18 protein-coding genes and 1 pseudogene are annotated in these 17,881 nt (G+C 68.3%); 14 read left to right on the forward strand and 5 right to left on the reverse strand.

The features are described 5' to 3' along the window. The first annotated feature begins 131 nt into the window (after positions 1–131). Positions 132–1,229 carry a GTPase ObgE gene (gene obgE, locus AC3WL8_RS16070; RefSeq protein WP_013958055.1) on the forward strand — a complete coding sequence of 366 codons (1,098 nt, stop codon included), beginning with the start codon at positions 132–134 and terminating at the stop codon, positions 1,227–1,229. A 97-nt stretch (positions 1,230–1,326) separates the two neighbouring features. Further along, positions 1,327–2,445: a glutamate 5-kinase gene (gene proB / locus AC3WL8_RS16075; protein WP_013958054.1), complete on the forward strand. Its 1,119-nt coding sequence runs from the start codon at positions 1,327–1,329 to the stop codon at positions 2,443–2,445. A 90-nt stretch (positions 2,446–2,535) separates the two neighbouring features. Here proB and AC3WL8_RS16080 read toward each other — a convergent pair whose 3' ends face one another. Together AC3WL8_RS16080 and AC3WL8_RS16085 are read right to left on the reverse strand one after the other, a co-directional pair. After that, positions 2,536–3,117 carry a CNP1-like family protein gene (locus AC3WL8_RS16080; RefSeq protein ID WP_013958053.1) on the reverse strand — a complete coding sequence of 194 codons (582 nt, stop codon included), beginning with the start codon at positions 3,115–3,117 and terminating at the stop codon, positions 2,536–2,538. Beyond that, entirely contained in the window at positions 3,110–3,793 is a 684-nt protein-coding gene (locus AC3WL8_RS16085; RefSeq protein WP_013958052.1) for an RNA pyrophosphohydrolase, read from the reverse strand. Before AC3WL8_RS16085 ends, AC3WL8_RS16080 begins: the two co-directional genes overlap by 8 nt. A 192-nt stretch (positions 3,794–3,985) precedes the next feature. On the opposite strand from AC3WL8_RS16085, the gene AC3WL8_RS16090 reads away from it, so the two are divergent. From AC3WL8_RS16090 to AC3WL8_RS16100, 3 genes are read left to right on the forward strand one after another with little or no spacing between them, the layout of a single operon-like run. Beyond that, positions 3,986–5,707: a proline--tRNA ligase gene (locus AC3WL8_RS16090; RefSeq protein WP_492378434.1), complete on the forward strand. Its 1,722-nt coding sequence runs from the start codon at positions 3,986–3,988 to the stop codon at positions 5,705–5,707. 5 nt (positions 5,708–5,712) lie between these two features. Then, entirely contained in the window at positions 5,713–6,456 is a 744-nt protein-coding gene (locus AC3WL8_RS16095; protein ID WP_013958050.1) for a lytic transglycosylase domain-containing protein, read from the forward strand. Beyond that, positions 6,453–7,346 carry a 2OG-Fe(II) oxygenase gene (locus AC3WL8_RS16100; RefSeq protein WP_013958049.1) on the forward strand — a complete coding sequence of 298 codons (894 nt, stop codon included), beginning with the start codon at positions 6,453–6,455 and terminating at the stop codon, positions 7,344–7,346. Before AC3WL8_RS16095 ends, AC3WL8_RS16100 begins: the two co-directional genes overlap by 4 nt. 16 nt (positions 7,347–7,362) lie before the next feature. Here AC3WL8_RS16100 and AC3WL8_RS16105 read toward each other — a convergent pair whose 3' ends face one another. Continuing rightward, on the reverse strand, positions 7,363–7,797 hold the full coding sequence (locus AC3WL8_RS16105; protein WP_492378435.1) for a lytic polysaccharide monooxygenase: 435 nt from the start codon (positions 7,795–7,797) through the stop codon (positions 7,363–7,365). Here AC3WL8_RS16105 and AC3WL8_RS16110 point away from each other — a divergent pair. The 4 genes and pseudogenes from AC3WL8_RS16110 (at position 7,790) to AC3WL8_RS16125 (ending at position 9,741) form a co-directional block, all read left to right on the forward strand. Continuing rightward, the gene (locus AC3WL8_RS16110; RefSeq protein WP_211980317.1) at positions 7,790–8,200 is read left to right on the forward strand and encodes a general secretion pathway protein GspG; all 411 of its coding nucleotides are present in this window, start codon (positions 7,790–7,792) and stop codon (positions 8,198–8,200) included. The genes AC3WL8_RS16105 and AC3WL8_RS16110 overlap by 8 nt on opposite strands. Continuing rightward, positions 8,175–8,566 (forward strand): annotated as a pseudogene (locus AC3WL8_RS16115) (type II secretion system protein). Before AC3WL8_RS16110 ends, AC3WL8_RS16115 begins: the two are co-directional and overlap by 26 nt. Then, the gene (locus AC3WL8_RS16120) at positions 8,538–9,020 is read left to right on the forward strand and encodes a type II secretion system protein (RefSeq protein WP_492378436.1); all 483 of its coding nucleotides are present in this window, start codon (positions 8,538–8,540) and stop codon (positions 9,018–9,020) included. Before AC3WL8_RS16115 ends, AC3WL8_RS16120 begins: the two are co-directional and overlap by 29 nt. Before the next feature lie 106 nt (positions 9,021–9,126). Then, positions 9,127–9,741 (forward strand): LysE family translocator, encoded by a 615-nt coding sequence (locus AC3WL8_RS16125; protein WP_013958045.1) that lies wholly within the window; start codon positions 9,127–9,129, stop codon positions 9,739–9,741. 47 nt (positions 9,742–9,788) lie between these two features. Here the strand turns inward: AC3WL8_RS16125 and AC3WL8_RS16130 are convergent, their stop codons facing one another. Both AC3WL8_RS16130 and ffh read right to left on the reverse strand, forming a co-directional pair. Then, entirely contained in the window at positions 9,789–10,331 is a 543-nt protein-coding gene (locus tag AC3WL8_RS16130) for a hypoxanthine-guanine phosphoribosyltransferase (RefSeq protein ID WP_013958044.1), read from the reverse strand. A 54-nt stretch (positions 10,332–10,385) separates the two neighbouring features. Next, positions 10,386–11,780 carry a signal recognition particle protein gene (ffh, locus tag AC3WL8_RS16135; RefSeq protein ID WP_013958043.1) on the reverse strand — a complete coding sequence of 465 codons (1,395 nt, stop codon included), beginning with the start codon at positions 11,778–11,780 and terminating at the stop codon, positions 10,386–10,388. 132 nt (positions 11,781–11,912) lie between these two features. On the opposite strand from ffh, the gene AC3WL8_RS16140 reads away from it, so the two are divergent. The 5 genes from AC3WL8_RS16140 to ampD are packed head-to-tail and all read left to right on the forward strand — an operon-like array spanning position 11,913 to position 17,527. Beyond that, complete coding sequence (locus AC3WL8_RS16140; protein WP_211980314.1) at positions 11,913–12,851, forward strand: cytochrome C assembly family protein; 939 nt, start codon at positions 11,913–11,915, stop codon at positions 12,849–12,851. Between the two features lie 6 nt (positions 12,852–12,857). Next, positions 12,858–13,163 carry a PP0621 family protein gene (locus tag AC3WL8_RS16145; protein WP_013958041.1) on the forward strand — a complete coding sequence of 102 codons (306 nt, stop codon included), beginning with the start codon at positions 12,858–12,860 and terminating at the stop codon, positions 13,161–13,163. Further along, positions 13,160–15,265, forward strand: a complete 2,106-nt coding sequence (locus AC3WL8_RS16150) for a sensor histidine kinase (RefSeq protein ID WP_492378437.1) — start codon at positions 13,160–13,162, stop codon at positions 15,263–15,265. Before AC3WL8_RS16145 ends, AC3WL8_RS16150 begins: the two co-directional genes overlap by 4 nt. Positions 15,266–15,290: 25 nt before the next feature. After that, positions 15,291–16,913, forward strand: coding sequence for a sigma-54-dependent transcriptional regulator (locus AC3WL8_RS16155; RefSeq protein WP_013958039.1), 1,623 nt, complete (start codon positions 15,291–15,293; stop codon positions 16,911–16,913). Beyond that, positions 16,910–17,527, forward strand: a complete 618-nt coding sequence (ampD, locus tag AC3WL8_RS16160; protein WP_013958038.1) for a 1,6-anhydro-N-acetylmuramyl-L-alanine amidase AmpD — start codon at positions 16,910–16,912, stop codon at positions 17,525–17,527. Before AC3WL8_RS16155 ends, ampD begins: the two co-directional genes overlap by 4 nt. The last annotated feature ends 354 nt before the right edge of the window (positions 17,528–17,881 follow it).

The following is a 17,881-nucleotide window of genomic DNA, read 5'->3' on the forward strand; positions in this document are numbered from 1 at the left end:
ACAGCCTTTGCAGGATGAAGGCCCCGCAACGCTTGCGGGGCCTTTTCTTTTCTGGCGACAATGTCAGTTCGCCAGCCCGGTTGGAGGCTTCCAGCCGCTGATCCGCCGATCCATCACGGAAACCCATCATCATGAAGTTCATAGACGAAGCCCGAATCGAAGCCATCGCCGGCAACGGCGGCAATGGCAGCGCCTCGTTCCGGCGCGAGAAGTTTGTGCCCTTCGGCGGCCCGGATGGTGGCGATGGCGGCCGCGGCGGCAGCGTGTTCGCCGTGGCGGACCGCAACATCAATACCCTGATCGACTTCCGCTACGCCAGGAAGCACGTGGCCCGCAACGGCGAGAATGGCCGCGGCTCCGACTGCTACGGCGCCGCCGGCGAGGACATCTCGCTGCGCATGCCGGTGGGCACGCTGATCACCGACATGGACACCGGCGAAGTCATCGCCGACCTGACCGAGCACGGCCAGCGCGTGTGCCTGGCCGAAGGCGGCATGGGCGGCTGGGGCAACCTGCATTTCAAGTCCAGTACCAACCGCGCGCCGCGCCAGCAGGTGGACGGCAAGCCGGGCGAGCGACGCATGCTCAAGCTTGAACTCAAGGTGCTGGCCGACGTCGGCCTGCTGGGCATGCCCAACGCCGGCAAGTCGACCTTTATCTCGCATATCTCCAACGCGCGTCCGAAGGTGGCGGACTATCCGTTCACCACGCTGCACCCGAACCTGGGCGTGGTGCGCGTGGACCATGAGCAATCGTTCGTGGTCGCCGACATTCCCGGCCTGATCGAAGGCGCCGCCGAAGGCGCGGGCCTGGGCCACCAGTTCCTGCGCCACCTGCAGCGCACCGGCCTGCTGCTGCATATCGTCGACCTGGCGCCGTTCGACGAGGCAGTCGACCCGGTGGCTGAGGCCAAGGCCATCGTCAACGAGCTGAAGAAGTACGACGAAACCCTGTACGACAAGCCGCGCTGGCTGGTGCTGAACAAGCTCGACGTGGTTCCCGGGGAAGAGCGCGCCGCCCGCGTGAAGGATTTCATCAAGCGTTACAAGTGGAAGGGGCCGGTGTTCCAGATTTCGGCGCTGACCGGCGAAGGCTGCCGCGAGCTGATCTACGCGATCAAGGATCACCTGCTGGCGATCAAGGCCGCAGAGGCCGCGGCGCTGGCCGAGCCGGACATCCGCCTGGACGAGCGGCTGCACAACGTCGACCAGGGGCAGGGCGAGGCATAAGCCGGGGCCGCCGCTGGCGCCCCACCACAGAAGAATACCCACGGACAATTCGGGCGCGGCGCCCGCCGCCGGCTGCCCGGGAGACAGGATTCCCTTCATGCAATCGGTCATCGCGCAGGCAAAGCGCATCGTCGTTAAAGTCGGCTCCAGCCTGGTCACCAACGACGGCAAGGGGCTGGATCACGACGCCATCGCCCGCTGGGCGGCCCAGATCGCCAAGCTGCGCGTAGCCGGCAAGGAAGTGGTGCTGGTCAGCTCCGGCGCCATCGCCGAAGGCATGCAGCGCCTGGGCTGGGTGCGCCGCCCGAAGGAAATCCATGAGCTGCAGGCCGCCGCCGCCGTCGGCCAGATGGGCCTGGCGCAGGTCTATGAAAGCCAGTTCGGCCGCTACGGCATCCGCACCGCGCAGGTGCTGCTGACCCACGCCGACCTGGCCGACCGCGAACGCTACCTCAACGCCCGCTCGACCCTGCTCACGCTGTTGTCCCTGGGTGTGGTGCCGATCATCAACGAGAACGACACCGTGGTCACCGACGAAATCAAGTTCGGCGACAACGACACGCTGGGCGCGCTGGTGACCAACCTGATCGAAGGGGACGCGCTGGTGATCCTGACCGACCAGCGCGGCCTGTATACCGCCGATCCGCGCAAGGACCCGGCCGCGCAGTTCGTGGACGAGGCCCTGGCCGGCACCCCCGAGCTGGAAGCCATGGCCGGCGGCGCCGGCACGTCGATCGGGCGCGGCGGCATGCTGACCAAGATCCTGGCGGCCAAGCGCGCGGCCAAGTCCGGTGCCCACACCACCATCGCCTCCGGGCGCGAGGCCAACGTGCTGGAGCGACTGGCCGCGGGCGAGGCCATCGGCACACAGCTGCTGGCGCCGACCGGGCGGCTCACGGCGCGCAAGCAATGGATGGCCGATCACCTGCAACTGCGCGGCCGGGTCGTGATCGACAACGGCGCGGTCGAGAAGCTCACCAGCGGCGGCAAGTCGCTGCTGCCGATCGGCGTGACGGAAGTGCAGGGCGAGTTCGCCCGTGGCGAGGTAATCGCCTGCGTCGACACCCAGGGCAAGGAGGTGGCGCGCGGCATCACCAACTATTCCAGTGCCGAGGCGCGGCTGATTGCGCGCAAGCCCTCGTCCGAGATCGAGTCCGTGCTGGGACACCTGAACGAGCCCGAACTGATCCATCGCGACAACCTGGTGCTGGTCTGATCCGGCATCCCGGCGCAAAGGCCAGGCGGAAATGAAAACGGCGGGGCTGCCAGGCAGTCCCGCCGTTTTTTCATGCCGACGCTGTGCGCTTCAGCGCTTGCGCGGCGCGCGCGATTGCAGGTCGCGCACCATGGCGTCGGCGGTGCCGGCCACGGTACGGCCCTCGCAGAAGAAATCGATCGCCAGCGTGGCGGCGTAGGCATTGCGCACGCCAGTCTCCATGCGGTGCCAGGTCTCGCCGTAGTCGCTGCTGTTGGGCACCCATTCCGTCGCGCCCTTGGGCAGCGTGGCGTAGAGCTTGCGCTCGAACGCATCGCAGCGCAGGCCTTCGAAGGTCACGTTGCGCGCGCCGCTCTGGCTGGTGGTGACGACCGTGTAGCGCACCACGTTGTCCTTGCCGACCGAGACCGACTTGCCGTCCACCGCGAACGACAGCGAGCCGGTACCCGACACCGTGAACGGGATCAGGTTGGCGTCCTGCGGCGGCGCCGGCAGCATGGCCTTGGCCTCTTCAAAGGTCTTGGCCCCGAACGGGTTGATCCAGGTGCTTTCTTCCTCCGCCATTTCCTTGCCGGTGGTCTTGCAGCCGGCCAGCGCAAGGCTGGCCGCGGCAATCAGCATTCCGGCAGCGGTCAGGCCGCCGCGGCGGCCCAGGCCGGTGAAACTAGTCATCAGTGCTCCGTGAGGTGGAAACCGGCGTTGCCGGTGAATCGTGCTCTGTCGCGTGCTCGGCCTCGGCATTGCAGTCGGCGTCGGCCTGCTGCGCCTGCTGGGCGCGGCTGAGCGCCTGGCTGCGTGGTCCGCCGTGGCGGCCATGCATGCCGTGGGGGCCGTGCGTCCCGTGTGTGCCATACGGACTCAGCGGCACACGCGCGTGCCGGTTCAGGAAGCGTGACAACTCCGTCAGCGCCAGCTGGTAGACATCGCGCTTGAACTCGATCACCGCCTCCAGCGGCACCCAGTAATGACTCCAACGCCAGGCGTCGAACTCAGGGTGCTCGGTGGCACGCAGATGGATATCACAGTCCCTGCCGGCCATGCGCAGCAGGAACCAGATTTGTTTCTGGCCCTTGTAGTGGCCGCGGATCTCGCGGCGGATGAACTTGTCCGGCACCTCGTAACGCAGCCAGTCGCGCGTGCGACCGACGATCCTGACGTGCTCCGGAAGCAGGCCGATTTCCTCATGCAGTTCGCGGTACATGGCCTGTTCAGGCGTTTCGCCGTACTTGATGCCACCTTGCGGGAACTGCCAGGAGTGTTCGCCGATTCGCTTGCCCCAGAAAACCTCGTTTCGTGCGTTGAGGAGGATGATGCCGACGTTCGGGCGAAAGCCTTCACGATCGAGCATGACTGCACCTCGAATCCTTTAGAATTACGCTGATTATAAAGGAAGCGCGCAGCCGGGCCCGGACCGGGGGATGCTGGTTTTCCCCGAGCGGAAGGGCAGTTTCAGGCGCGTGCACACAATTCAGTGCCGCCGGCCCCCGGATTTTGCCGGGACGGATTTTCCCGAACCTAGCGGCCCAGAGAGAAATTACGGATGAAAGCCTCGCAATTCTTCATTTCCACCCTCAAGGAAGCGCCCGCCGACGCGGAAATCGTTTCGCACAAGCTGATGATGCGCGCCGGCATGATCAAGAAGCTGGGTGCCGGCATCTACAACTACATGCCGATCGGGCTGCGCGTGATCCGCAAGGTGGAGAACATCGTGCGCGAGGAAATGAACCGCGCCGGCGCGGTGGAGCTGTCCATGCCGGTGATCCAGCCGGCCGAGCTGTGGCAGGAAACCGGCCGCTGGGACAAGATGGGCCCCGAACTGCTGCGCCTGAAAGACCGCCATGAGCGCGACTTCGCAGTCCAGCCGACCTCGGAAGAGGTGGTGACCGACATCGCCCGCTCGGAAATCCGCAGCTACAAGCAGCTGCCGGTCAATTTCTACCAGATCCAGACCAAGTTCCGCGACGAGCGCCGGCCGCGCTTCGGCATCATGCGCGGGCGCGAGTTCACCATGAAGGATGCCTATTCCTTCGACCGCGACACGGACGGCCTGCGCAAGTCGTACGAGAACATGTACGACGCCTACGTGCGCATCTTTCGCCGCTTTGGCTTGGAATTCCGCGCCGTGGCGGCCGACAACGGCGCCATCGGCGGCTCGGGCTCGCATGAGTTCCATGTGATCGCCGACACCGGCGAAGACGCCATCGTCTACTGCCCGACCTCGGACTACGCCGCCAACATGGAGGCAGCCGAGGCGCTGCCCCTGCTTGCCGAGCGCGCCTCGCCCAAGGAAGACCTGGTCAAGACCTTCACCCCGGAAAAGGTCAAGTGCGAGCAGGTGGCGGAATTCCTGAACATCCCGCTGGAGCGCAACGTCAAGTCGATCGTTGTGGCCAAGGATACCGAAGCGGGCGCCGAAATCTGGCTGCTGCTGATCCGTGCCGACCACGAACTGAACGAGGTCAAGGCGTCCAAGGTGCCGGGCCTGGCCGACTTCCGCTTTGCCACCGAGAACGAGATCGTCGACGCCTTCGGCTCGCCGCCGGGCTACCTGGGCCCGATCGACATGAAGAAGCCGGTCAAGGTGGTGGCCGACCGCACCGTCGCCAACATGAGCGACTTCGTCTGTGGCGCCAACTATCGCGACTACCACTACACCGGCGTCAACTGGGGTCGCGACCTGCCCGAGCCGATCGTGGCCGACCTGCGCAACGTGGTCGCAGGCGACGCCTCGCCGGACGGCAAGGGCACGCTGGAAATCTGCCGCGGCATCGAGGTGGGCCACGTGTTCATGCTCGGCACGCGCTATTCCGAGTCCATGAACGCCACCTTCCTGGACGAGAACGGCAAGACCCAGCCGATGCAGATGGGCTGCTATGGCATCGGCGTCACCCGTATCCTGGGCGCGGCGATCGAGCAGAACTTCGATGAGCGCGGCATCATCTGGCCGGCCGCGATCGCGCCGTTCGCGGTGGTGATCTGCCCGGTGGGCTACGACCGCTCCGAAGCCGTCAAGGCCGAGGCCGACCGCATCCATGCCGAGCTGCTGGCCGCCGGCGTGGACGTCATCCTGGACGACCGCGGCGAGCGCCCGGGCGTGATGTTTGCCGACTGGGAGCTGATCGGCGTGCCGCACCGTGTGGTGGTGGGCGACCGCGGCCTGAAGGAAGGCAAGGTCGAGTACCAGGGCCGGCGCGACGCGCAGGCCACCGCCGTCAGCGTGGCCGATGTGGTCGGCCACGTGCGCAGCCAGCTGGCGAACTGAGCCCCATGCGCGCCGCCCGCGGCATGACCGACGCCGCCCGCCGCTGCGCGGGCGGGTTGCTGCTGGCCCTGGCGGCCATGGCAGCCCACGCCGGCGCGCAAAAGGAAGAAGACCTGGCCGATTCCGTGCGCGGCGCGCTGGCCGCCGCCATTGCCGATGACCGGCCCACGCGGCCGGTATTTGCGTCCGGCGGCGAGCGCCTGGCCTACCTGAAATGGCTGGGCGAGATGTCCGCCCGCCTGGCCTCGCGCATCCCCGAGCCGCAGGTGCGCGTGGAACTGATCGAGGTGGCCTACTACGAGGCCAAGCGCGCCGGGCTGGAGCCCGCGCTGGTGCTGGGCCTGGTCCAGGTCGAAAGCAACTTCCGCAAGTACGCGATCAGCTCGGCCGGTGCGCGCGGGCTGATGCAGGTGATGCCGTTCTGGGTGCGCGCCATCGGCGACAGCGACCCGCGCAAGCTGTTTCACCTGCAGAGCAACCTGCGCTACGGCTGCACCATCCTGCGCTATTACCTGGACCGCGAGCAGGGCGACCTGTATCTGGCGCTGGGCCGCTACAACGGCAGCCGCGGCCGCCCCGAATACCCGAACGCGGTGCTGGCGGCGTGGAAGCGCTGGCAGTATTCCGAAGCCACGGTCACCGTGGCCGGCGATCCCGAGATCGCGCCGTCGCGCCCGCGCGCACCGGTGTCCGAGCCGCCTGCCCGCAACCCGTTCTCGTCGCAACGCGTCGCCGCCAATCCGTCATGATCCGCGAAGCCTCCGTTGCCGGCGGCAAGACCGGCTACACCGAATCCTCGCCCGAACTTGAACAATGGCTGGCCCGGCATATCGCCCAGGGCTTTGCCGCCGATGCGCTGGTGTTGTCGATGCTGCGCTCGGGCTATGACGAGGCCTTTGCGCGCCGGGCCGTGGCCTCGGCCTTTGCACAAGGCGCCGATGGCGCCGCGCCGGCCAGGCCCGCGCCGGCCCGCCCTGCCGCCACCGCCGGCACGCCCGCGGTCTACGCGGCCGATGGCGGCGACCGCCAGGTCCCGATCCTGTTCCGGCTGGCGTCGCCGCAGGTCCAGCTGTTCCAGCAACTGCTGACCGACGACGAGTGCGATGCCCTGGTGGCGCTGTCGCGCGGCCGCCTGGCGCGCTCGCCGGTGGTCAACCCCGATACCGGCGACGAGAACCTGATCGACGCCCGCACCAGCATGGGCGCGATGTTCCAGGTGGCCGAGCACGCCCTGATCGCGCGCATCGAGGCGCGCATCGCCGCCGTCACCGGCGTACCCGCCGAGCACGGCGAAGGGCTGCAGATCCTCAACTACAAGCCCGGCGGCGAGTACCAGCCGCACTTCGACTACTTCAACCCGCAGCGCCCGGGCGAGGCGCGGCAACTGTCCGTCGGCGGGCAGCGCATCGCCACCCTGGTGATCTACCTGAACACGCCCGAGGCGGGCGGCGCCACGGCGTTCCCGCGCGTGGGGCTGGAGGTGGCGCCGGTCAAGGGCAACGCGGTGTACTTCAGCTACCTGCTGCCCGACGGCACGCTGGACGAACGCACGCTGCACGCCGGCCTGCCGGTGGCGTCCGGCGAGAAGTGGATCGCCACCAAATGGCTGCGCGAACGCCCATACCGCAGCGAGCGGTGAGCCACCCCATGGCCCGTTAGGGCGGCTCCGGCGCAGCGCCATGGCGCAATGCGCGCCGCACGGCCTCATCGTCCAGCCGCTGCATGCCGTGCATCCAGCCGCCGAGCAGCGTCAGCAACTCCAGCAGCGCATCGATGCGCGCCAGCAGGTGGGGGTCGTCCTCGGCCGCGCCGGCTTCCTGCCGCAGCGCGCGCAGGGCCTGCAGCGTGGCGTAGAACATCACGCGGATCTTGCCGCTCTGGGGCTTGATCGGGGTCTTGTGCCACTGCGTCGAGCGCACGTCGAGCCCCGCCTTCCTGAGGTCGCCGCCGCTGCACAGCGTGCAGTCCTTGATGGCTTGCTCGACCGAGGCCTGGCTGTAGTCCTGCGGGAACCCGGTGATCTCGTTCCATTGCTGGAAGGGATAGGCGCCGCTGCGCCGGAAGGCCTCGCGGCAAGCGGCATTGGGCACGCCCGAGCCGTCCGCCGAACTGACGGTGCGTCGCGCGCAGGAAAACGAGCTGCGCCGCGTACTGCGCGAGTTGCGCAAGGCCATCGACGACTACAAGGACGCGGCGGACGCCGGCAAGATCCAGCGCAAGGTCGGCGACAGCGGCTATCCGCCGTCGCTGGAAGCGCTGGCCGAGGGCGTGCCCGACGCCACCGATCCCGCCGGCGAGCGCCGCCTCTACTTCCTGCGGCGCCTGCCGCGCGACCCGCTGTGCGGCTGCCCCGATGAGCCCGCCGCGCGCAACTGGCGCCTGCGCAGCTACCAGAGCCCGCCCGACGATCCGCGCGAGGGGGGCGTTGTGTTCGACGTGATGTCGCGCAATAGCGGCGAGGCGCTGGATGGCAACCACTATGACCAGTGGTGACGGCATGCGCCGCCGCGGCTTTACGCTGATCGAGCTGCTGGTGGTGCTGGCCATTATCGCCACGCTGCTGTCGCTTGCCATGCCGCAGTACTTCCGCCAGCAGGACAAGGCGCGCGAGACCGTGCTGCGCCACAACCTGGTGACCTTGCGCAAGGCGCTGGACGATTACCGCGACGACCGTGGCAAATCCCCGGAATCGCTCGACGAGCTGGTGCAGCGCCGCTACTTGCGCGAGCTGCCGCTGGACCCGCTCACAACCGGCGCGACAGCTGGGTGTTCGAGCGCTCGCCCAAGGGCGGCATTGCCGACGTGCACAGCGGCGCGCCCGGCAAGGCGCATGACGGGACCGACTATGCAAGCTGGTGATCGGCACAGCCGCGGCTCCGTCTACATCGGCGCGCTGGTGGCGCTGGCTATCCTGGGCGTGATGCTGAGCCAGTTCGGCGTGCTGTGGGCCACGCAGGACCGGCGCGCGCGCGAGGCTGACCTGCTCGCGCACGGCAACGAGATCCGCCGCGCAATCGGCGCCTACTACGATGCCAACCCGGCCGGGCAGTACCCGAAGCGCCTTGATGAACTGGTGCTCGATCCGAGGCAGCCGGTGGTCGCGCGCTACCTGCGCCGGGCCTGGCGCGACCCGCTCCCGAAAGGCGGCGAGTGGGGCATCGTCCCCGGACCGGACAACGGCATCGTCGGCGTGTACAGCCAGGCCCCAGGCACCCCGCTTCGCGTGGGCGGCTTTACGCCGGCAAACGCAGGGTTTGCCGACAAGGGCAGCTACCAGGAGTGGATCTTTGTCCACCAGCCGGAAGCAAACTGACCGGCGGCCGGCGGCATCCCTGTATCGGCGTATTTCCGTCAAAGTGTACCGGTACTGTACCGTTTGCTGACCGTAGACTGATTCCCTGAATGCCTTGGAGTCAGTCATGGAAGTATCACAACTCGCCGCCGGAACCGGTGTCTTTGCCGCGTTTGCCGGCTTTGCGCTGGTGTCGTCGATCACCCCTGGTCCCAATAACACGATGCTGCTCGCCTCGGGCGTGAACTTTGGCTTCGTGCGCACGGTGCCGCACCTGCTTGGCGTCAGCATTGGCTTTGCGCTGATGGTAGGGCTGGTCGGGCTCGGGCTGGGATCGCTGTTCCACGCCTTCCCGTGGACCTGGCAGGTGCTGCGCGTGGTGGCGACGGTCTACCTGATATGGCTGGCGTGGAAGCTGGCCACTGCCGGCGGCGTGCAGGACCAGCAGGTCAAGCGGCCGATGGGCTTCTGGGCCGCGGCGGCGTTCCAGTGGGTCAATCCCAAGGCGTGGGTGATGGCGGTGGGCGCGTGCAGCACCTACGTGCTGCACGGCAACCTGTTGCTCAACGTGCTGCTGCTGGCGGGGATCTTCGGGGTGGTCAACCTGCCCAGCGTGGCGATGTGGGCGCTGTGCGGCTCGGCGCTGCGGCGCTGGCTGGCGCGTCCGCGGGTGCTGCGCGCCTTCAATATCGGCATGGCCGTGCTGCTGCTGGCCTCGCTGTGGCCGATCCTGGGCGCCTGAGGATGGCGCCGGGGCAGGCACCCGGGCGGGTGCCTGTATTCAACTGATCAAACCAGCGCGCGGATCGAGTCCAGGTTGCGCCAGTAGCCCTTGGCGTCCATGCCGCAGCCAAAGACATAGCGGTCCGGCACTGCAAAGCCGCAGAAGTCCGGATGCATGGGCTTGATCTTGGTCAGCGTCTTCTCGCACAGCACGGCGGCGTGGAATTCCCTGGCGCCCATGTCCATGATGCGCTCGCGGATGGCGGCCATGGTCTCGCCTTCATCCAGGATGTCGTCCAGCACCAGCACCACGCGATCCTTGACCGACTCGCGCGGGGCCACGCGCCACTGCATCTCGCCGCCCACGGTCTTGTTGTTGTAGCGCGAGAGGTGGATGTAGTCGAACTCCAGCGGGAAGGCCAGCTTGGGCAGCAGCATGCCGGTGAAGACCACCGCGCCGCCCATCACCGACAGCACCAGCGGGAAGGCATCGCCCATCTTGGCGGTGATTTCCGTGGCCATGCGGTCCAGCGACGCCTGGACTTCCGCGGCGGAGACGATTTCTTCGGAGTTGGCCCACAGCTCGCGGGCCTGTACGGCGCTCATCATGATGTCTTTCCTGTTCTTTTGCGGGGGAGGCAAGTCGAGGTGCGCAGACGGATTCTAGCGGTTGAAGAGACCCTTCATGCCGCCCTTCATCGCGCCCATCTGGCGCATCATCTTCATCATGCCGCCGCCCTTGAGCTTCTTCATCATGGACTGCATCTGGTCGAACTGGTTGAGCAGGCGGTTCACTTCCTGCACCGGCACGCCGGCGCCCGCGGCAATGCGGCGCTTGCGGCTGGCCTTGATCAGCTCGGGCTTGGCGCGCTCGGTGGGCGTCATGCTGTTGATGATGCCTTCCATGCGGGCCACCTGCTTCTCGGCCTGGTCCATGTTGGCGCCCTGCGCCTGCTGGGCGAACTGCGCCGGCAGCTTGTCGACCAGGCTGCCCAGGCCGCCCATCTTCTTCATCTGGCCGATCTGGGCCTTGAAGTCTTCCAGGTCGAAGTCGCCGGTCTTCTTGATCTTCTTGGCCAGCTTCTCGGCCGCTTCCATGTCCACGCCGCGCTGGGCTTCCTCGACCAGCGCGAGGATGTCGCCCATGCCCAGGATGCGCTGGGCCATGCGGTCGGGGTAGAAGGGCTCCAGGCCGTCCAGCTTTTCGCCGACGCCGACGAACTTGATCGGGCGGCCAGTGATATGGCGCACCGACAGTGCGGCACCGCCGCGCGCATCGCCGTCCAGCTTGGTCAGCACCACGCCGGTCAGCGGCAGGGTGTCGTTGAAGGCCTTGGCGGTGTTGACGGCGTCCTGGCCCAGCATGGCGTCGACCACGAACAGGGTTTCGGCGGGCTTCAGCTCCGCGTGCAGCGCGGCGATTTCCTGCATCATCAGCTCGTCGATACCGAGCCGGCCGGCCGTGTCGACGATCAGCACGTCGTGGTAGTGCTTGCGCGCCCAGTCCACCGCCGCGCGGGCGATGTCCACCGGCTTCTGGTCCGGCTGTGACGGGAAGAAGTCAGCGCCGACTTGCTCGGAAACCGTCTTCAGCTGCGCGATAGCGGCGGGACGGTAGACGTCGCACGAGACCGTCAGCACCTTCTTCTTTTTGTTTTCCTTGAGCCACTTGGCCAGCTTGCCCACGGTGGTGGTCTTGCCGGCGCCCTGCAGGCCGGCCATCAGGATGATGGCGGGCGGCTGCACGGCCAGGTTCAGCTCGGCTTCCTTGTTGTTGCCGCTGGCCGCGTCGGCGCCGCCGATCACGGCGGTCAGCTCGCGCTGGACCACGCCGACCAGGGCCTGGCCCGGGGTGAGGCTGCTGACAACCTCCTCGCCCATGGCCTTTTCCTTCACGCGGGCAACGAATTCGCGCACGACCGGCAGCGCCACGTCGGCTTCGAGCATGGCAAGGCGCACTTCGCGCAGCATCTCGGCAGTGTTGGCCTCGGTCAGGCGCGCCTCGCCGCGCATGGTCTTGACCACACGCGCCAGGCGTTGAGTGAGATTGTCCAGCATGGCAGGAATCGGGGGAGAAGTCGGAGCAGGGCTCGGGGCTGAAATTCGGAGGCAGTCTGGCACACGGGGCGCGCCTGGAACACCTGTTCAACCGGCCGCCACCGTCCGTGGGCACTAAGGTAAACTGCGTAAATGGTCATTGTACTGTATGCCCTGACGGCACTTCTCTATTGCGGCCTGGCCTATCACGGCTGGGCCACGCGCCATCCACGCGTTGCCACCGCTGCCGGCCAGGCAGGGGGGGCGACCTCGGCCGTGCTGGTGGCCGGCGGTGGCCCCATCCCCCCGGTAGGCGGCGCGCATGGCGAAGGGCGCCCGGCCTGGTGGCACGTGCTGATGCTGGCGGCGCTGGCCAGCCACGGCTTGCTGCTGCATGAAACCATCTTCCCGGCCGAGCGCATGATGTTCGGCTTTGCCTTTGCGCTGTCGGCCATGCTGTGGCTGGGCGTGGGCATCTACTGGATAGAAAGCTTCTTCTTCTCGCTGGCGGGCCTGGGGCTGATCGTGATCCCGGTGGCGCTGGTAGCCAGCCTGATGCCCCTGGCCTTCCCCGGCTCGCAGATCCTGGGCTACGCGGCGCGGCCGCTGTTCAAGCTACATTTCATCATCGCCAACGTGGCCTACGGGCTGTTCACGCTGGCGGCGTTCCACGCCTTCCTGATGCTGCTGGCCGAACGGCGCCTGCACGGCTTCCGGCACGCGCCCGCGCGGCCGCCGGAGCAGCAACCCAGCGAATGGCTGGGCCGCTGGCTTGACCTGCTGCCGCCGCTGCTGACGCTGGAGAAGCTGCTGTTCCGGCTGATCGGCGCCGGCTTTGTGCTGCTGACGCTGACCATCGGCTCGGGCCTGCTGTTCTCTGAAGAGCTGTTCGGCCGCGCCTTCCGGCTGGACCACAAGACGGTGTTCGCGCTGATCTCGTGGGCCATGTTCGGCGGCATCCTGGCCGGGCGCATCTTCCGCGGCTGGCGCGGCAAGGTGGCGCTGCGCTGGGTCATCGCCTCGTTCGGCATCCTGCTGCTGGCCTATGTCGGCAGCCGTTTCGTGATTGAAGTCGTCCTGCATCGTCTCTGATCTTCCATGGCACGTATCCTGATCCTGCTGGCCGTGGTGCTGGGCGTCATCTGGTGGCTGCGCGCCCGCGCCGAGGCCCGGCTGGCTGAACACCGCGCACGCCAGGCCCGCCAGGCCGGCGAGCGCACTGGCGCAGCCGGCCCGGCCGACGACGCCACCGCCGAACCCATGGTCCAGTGCGCCCAGTGCGGCGTGCACCTGCCGCAGGGCGAGGCCATTGCCTGGCGCGGCCTGCACTACTGCCGCCGCAGCCATCTGCCTGACGAGAGTCGGGCTGAAGGCGGTGACGGCAGCAGCGGCCCCCGCCCATGACAGAGCCGGCGTCGTCGGGCTGGCAGCGGCTGAACGCCTGGCGCGGCCTGGCCCAGCTGTGGCGCCAGCCCGAACCGCCTGACTTCCACTGGCGCCTGCTGCGCTATTTCTGCTGGACCCGCGTGGCCGTGGGCCTGCTGCTGGTCGGCTTTGCGCTGATGCGGCGCGGCGAGCCGGCATCCGTCACCGCCGTCACGAATGCGATCCCGCCCGTGCCGTTCGACCTTGGGGCCCTGGGCGGCATCGAGCACGCGGCGGCCATGACCATCGCCGTGCCCTATCTTGGCATTGCCGTGGCGATGCTGGCCGGCACGCTGTGGCGCCGGCACTTCCATCTGCGCGTGCGGGTGCAGGTGCTGGCCGACCTGGCCCTGCTGGCGCTGGTCTTCAGCGTGCTGGGGCGGGGCGGGCAGGCCGAGGGCCTGGCCATGATCTTCCTGCTGCCGGCGCTGGAAGCCGGCGCGCTGACCAGCCTGCTGTTCGCGCTGTTTGCCGCTTCGATCTCCGCGCTGGTGGTGATGAGCGGGCCCTTCATGCACACCATCCTGCTGCGCCAGGCCGATGCCGGGCTGCTGGGCTCGGGCCTGTTCGGGCTGGTGTTCATGATCGCGGCGCTGCTGATGTATATGCTGGCCAACCGCCAGATCGCGCAGGAGCGGCTGGCGCTGGCGCGCGAGCAGGAGCTGCGCCTGCAGCAGCTGGTCAACCGGCTGATGGTCAACGATATGCAGGACGGCGTGATGCTGGTGCGTGCCAACGGCGCGGTGGTGGCGGCGAACCCCGCGGCGGTGGTGCTGCTGGGCGTGCAGCCGCATGAGCGCATCTACTCACGCCGGCTGGGTGGTGCGGCAGGGCAGGGCGGCGAAGCCGTGCTGTTCGACCTGCGCCGCATCCCGCGCCTGCAGCCGCTGATGGAGATGCTGCGCGACTGGCTGCACAGCAAGGACGACGTGCCGCGCATCCTGCAGCTGCTGCCGATGGCGTCCGGCACCGCGCTGGCAGACGGCACCATGCAGCACACCCGGCTGCGGCTGCGCTTTGTGCTGCCGGGGCTGGCAGGTTTGCGTTCGACCATGGCGCATGGCCGCACCGTGCCGGCCACGCTGGATACGGCCGCCTGGAGCGAACTGTCGCCCGAAGCCGCCGGCCGCCTGCGCCTGGCCATCGCCCAGAACGAGGCCATGGCCTGGTCGCAGGAGGATGAGGCCCTGTTGCGCAACGAGATGCGCGACACCGTGCTGGTCCACATCGAAAGCTGGGAACGCATCGCCGAGCAGGTGCAGCAGGAAAAGCTGGCCGCCATGGGCCGGCTGGTGGCCAGCATCGCGCACCAGATCCGCAACCCGCTGGCGGCGATCAGCCAGGCCAGCGAGCTGCTGGGCGATTCCGGCCGGCGCGACCCCGCCGCCCAGGACCATGGCGGCGCCGATGTCGATATCGACGCCCGCCTGCTGCGCATCATCAACGACAACGTGCGCCGGCTGGACCAGGTGGTGTCAGACGTGCTGCAGATGTCGCGCCGCCCGCGCACCGGCCGCAGCACCGTGCACCTGGCGCAGGCGCTGCCCGAGATCGTCGAGCGCTGGCGCGCCGAAATGCGCTCGCGCCGCCCGCGCGCAGGCGAGACCCGCCCGGCGGGCCGGGCCGACATCAACGCCAATGCCATCCGGCTGACCGTGGACGTGGCCCAGCCGGTGGTGTTCGACGCCTCGCAGCTGCAACAGGTACTGGGCAACCTGCTGGACAACGCCTGGCGCTACTGCAGCCGGCTGCCGGGCTCGATCCGGCTGTTGGCGCATGCGCTGGACCAGCACCATGCCGAGCTGATCGTCTGGAACGACGGCGCCGAAGTCGCGCGCGAGCACCAGCGCAGCCTGTTCGAACCGTTCTTCACCAGCAACGCCCAGGGCACCGGGCTGGGCCTGTTCATGGCGCGCGAGCTGTGCGGCGCCAATGACGCCCAGGTGCGCTACGGCGCCATCGCCTTGCCGGCGCTGCTCGAGCGCACCGGCATGCTGGCCCCCGCCGCGCGCGATACACTGCCGGCCAAGGCTTTCGTGCTGACGCTGCGCATCGAGAGTGCCGATGCGGCCGCCGCCTGACCTGTCCCAACCCAGCCACCACCCCATGCCACCCCGAATGCCCCGAGCGCCCGACCCCATCCTGGTCATCGACGACGAGGCCGACCTGCGCGAGCTGCTGGACATCTCGATCCGCCGCATGGGCCATGACGTGGTGCTGGCCGGCTCCCTGGCCGAGGCGCGCGAGAAGCTGGCACAGGGCCGCTACAGCCTGGTGCTGACCGACATGCGGCTGGGCGACGGCCTGGGTATAGAGATCGTGCGCCAGCTGTCGGCCGCGCCGGAGCGCATCCCGGTGGCGGTCATCACCGCCTACGGCAGCGCCGACAACGCCGTGGAAGCACTCAAGGCCGGCGCCTTCGACTACATCGCCAAGCCGGTCTCGCTGGAGCAGCTGCGCAGCCTGGTGCTGAACGCGCTGGGCCGCCAGCAACGCGACAGCACCGATGCCGAAGCCGCCGCGGCCGAGCAGGCCGCCGACCGCGCCGCGGCCCTGCTGCCCGGCCATTCCGCCGCCATGCAGGAGGTTCGCCGCTCGCTGTCGCGGCTGGCGCGCAGCATGGCGCCGGTGGTGATCAGCGGCGAATCCGGCAGCGGCAAGGAGCGCGCCGCACGCGCCATTCACGCCACCAGCGGGCGGGCCGCGCATCCCTTTATCGCCGTCAACTGCGGCGCCATCCCCGAGAACCTGATGGAGTCCGAGTTCTTCGGCCATGTCAAAGGCGCCTTCACCGGTGCCGACGGGGAGCGCGGCGGCTTCTTCCAGGCCGCCAACGGCGGCACGCTGCTGCTGGACGAGGTGGCCGACCTGCCGCTGCCGATGCAGGTCAAGCTGCTGCGCGCGCTGCAGGAGCGCCGCGTGCGCAAGATCGGCGCCAGCCGCGAAGACGCCGTCGACGTGCGCGTGATGTGCGCCAGCCACAAGGACCTGGCCGCGATGGTGGCGGCCGGGCAGTTCCGGCAGGACTTGTACTACCGCCTGAACGTGCTGGCGCTGCGCATGCCCACGCTGCGCGAGCGCGGTGAAGACATCCCGGTGCTGGCGCGCGCCATCCTGGACCACCTGGCGGTGCGCTACGGCGACCCGCGCCCCAAGCGGCTGTCGCCGGCGGCGCTGCAACGGCTGGTGGCCTATCCCTTCCCGGGCAACGTGCGCGAGCTGGAGAACCTGCTGGAGCGCGCCTACGCCTTTGCCGAGAGCGAAGAGATCGAGCTGGCCGATCTGGGCCCGCTGGACGCCGGTGCCGAACGGGCCGGGCTGATGCATGCCCCCGCGCCGGCGATGGCGCCTAACTATTACGCACCCTGGGGTGCCGCAGGCATGTGGGCGCCGGTGCCGCCGGCCGCCGCGCCCGCGCCGGCCCTGGCAGAGCCGCCGCCCGTGGCACCGACCCCGGCCAGCGCGCCCGAACCCGAGCCCGCCGGCGACCCCGCCGAACGTGCCTGCCGCGGCATCGTCTTCCCGATCGACCTGCCGGCCAGGCTGGAAGCCGTGGAGCGCGAGCTGATTCTGCAGGCGCTGGCGCAGACCAACTTCAATCGCACCGCGGCCGCGCCGCTGCTGGGCCTGAACCTGCGCCAGCTGCGCTACCGCATCCAGCAACTGGGCATCCGCGAAGCCATGGACGCCGCCGACCGCAGCGCCGTGGAAGGCGAGGGCACGCCATGAGCAAGCCTGAGCACCGCTACCTGCCCGATGCCGACGGCTGGGTCCCCGCCGCGCGCCGCGTGCCGTCGCCCAATTTCGATGAGCGCCCGGCCGGCATGCCGGTGGACCTGGTGGTGCTGCACAACATCAGCCTGCCGCCCGGCCAGTTCGGCAGCGGCGACATCGAGGCCTTCTTCCAGAACCGGCTCGATCCCAATAAGCACCCGTTCTTTGCCACCATCCACCAGGTGCAGGTGTCCGCGCACTTCCTGGTCACCCGCGAGGGTGAACTGGTGCAGTTCGTCCCGTGCACGCAGCGGGCCTGGCACGCCGGGCAGTCAGACTTCTTCGGCCGCGCCCGCTGCAACGATTTTTCCATCGGCATCGAGATCGAGGGCTGCGACGACCTGCCGTTCACCCTGGCCCAGTACGACACCGTGGCCGCGCTGGTGCCCGCGCTGCTGGTCGCCTACCCGGTGCGCGCGATTGCCGGCCACAGCGACATCGCCCCGGGGCGCAAGACCGATCCCGGCCCGCATTTCGACTGGGCGCGCTTCGCCAGGCAGGCGGGCGTGGCGCCGGGCATGTTGCCCTACCAGTGCCCTGGCGCGGCTGGCCAGGTGACGAATTCTTAACGTCATTCCCCATCCCCGTGCGCCCCGTTCCGGCGCACATGCCCTACCTCGGCGTGGGGCTATCGCAACCTCGCAACAATCAAAAAAATTTTTGTGAAATGTGCAGTTGCGAACGGTCTGGCGAAAACCCTTGCGAGTATTAGGGTTGCGGGCATGTGGCGCTGCCGCATCGGCGCAACCGCCTCCGAAATAGCGCTTGTCAAGACTGGTCATTCGGATTCGTTTCACTATACTTAGCCCAGTTTCACGCGTCACACACTATATCTAGTAGTCAAACCGGGGAGCCGGCCCAAGGGCGAGTCAGGGATCACGAAGTTCGTGCATCGTCTCGAAACCGCCCGCTAAGGCCAGCGA

The sequence above is a fragment of the Cupriavidus sp. FW305-F7 genome, from assembly GCF_058782875.1.

What these genes read in the sequence shown, in the direction of transcription:
- obgE (WP_013958055.1), top strand. Translation starts at nt 132, where the DNA reads ATGAAGTTCATAGACGAAGCCCGAATCGAAGCCATCGCCGGCAACGGC.
- proB (WP_013958054.1), top strand. Translation starts at nt 1,327, where the DNA reads ATGCAATCGGTCATCGCGCAGGCAAAGCGCATCGTCGTTAAAGTCGGC.
- AC3WL8_RS16080 (WP_013958053.1), bottom strand. Translation starts at nt 3,117, where the DNA reads ATGACTAGTTTCACCGGCCTGGGCCGCCGCGGCGGCCTGACCGCTGCC.
- AC3WL8_RS16085 (WP_013958052.1), bottom strand. Translation starts at nt 3,793, where the DNA reads ATGCTCGATCGTGAAGGCTTTCGCCCGAACGTCGGCATCATCCTCCTC.
- AC3WL8_RS16090 (WP_492378434.1), top strand. Translation starts at nt 3,986, where the DNA reads ATGAAAGCCTCGCAATTCTTCATTTCCACCCTCAAGGAAGCGCCCGCC.
- AC3WL8_RS16095 (WP_013958050.1), top strand. Translation starts at nt 5,713, where the DNA reads ATGCGCGCCGCCCGCGGCATGACCGACGCCGCCCGCCGCTGCGCGGGC.
- AC3WL8_RS16100 (WP_013958049.1), top strand. Translation starts at nt 6,453, where the DNA reads ATGATCCGCGAAGCCTCCGTTGCCGGCGGCAAGACCGGCTACACCGAA.
- AC3WL8_RS16120 (WP_492378436.1), top strand. Translation starts at nt 8,538, where the DNA reads ATGACGGGACCGACTATGCAAGCTGGTGATCGGCACAGCCGCGGCTCC.
- AC3WL8_RS16125 (WP_013958045.1), top strand. Translation starts at nt 9,127, where the DNA reads ATGGAAGTATCACAACTCGCCGCCGGAACCGGTGTCTTTGCCGCGTTT.
- AC3WL8_RS16130 (WP_013958044.1), bottom strand. Translation starts at nt 10,331, where the DNA reads ATGATGAGCGCCGTACAGGCCCGCGAGCTGTGGGCCAACTCCGAAGAA.
- ffh (WP_013958043.1), bottom strand. Translation starts at nt 11,780, where the DNA reads ATGCTGGACAATCTCACTCAACGCCTGGCGCGTGTGGTCAAGACCATG.
- AC3WL8_RS16140 (WP_211980314.1), top strand. Translation starts at nt 11,913, where the DNA reads ATGGTCATTGTACTGTATGCCCTGACGGCACTTCTCTATTGCGGCCTG.
- AC3WL8_RS16145 (WP_013958041.1), top strand. Translation starts at nt 12,858, where the DNA reads ATGGCACGTATCCTGATCCTGCTGGCCGTGGTGCTGGGCGTCATCTGG.
- AC3WL8_RS16150 (WP_492378437.1), top strand. Translation starts at nt 13,160, where the DNA reads ATGACAGAGCCGGCGTCGTCGGGCTGGCAGCGGCTGAACGCCTGGCGC.
- AC3WL8_RS16155 (WP_013958039.1), top strand. Translation starts at nt 15,291, where the DNA reads ATGCCACCCCGAATGCCCCGAGCGCCCGACCCCATCCTGGTCATCGAC.
- ampD (WP_013958038.1), top strand. Translation starts at nt 16,910, where the DNA reads ATGAGCAAGCCTGAGCACCGCTACCTGCCCGATGCCGACGGCTGGGTC.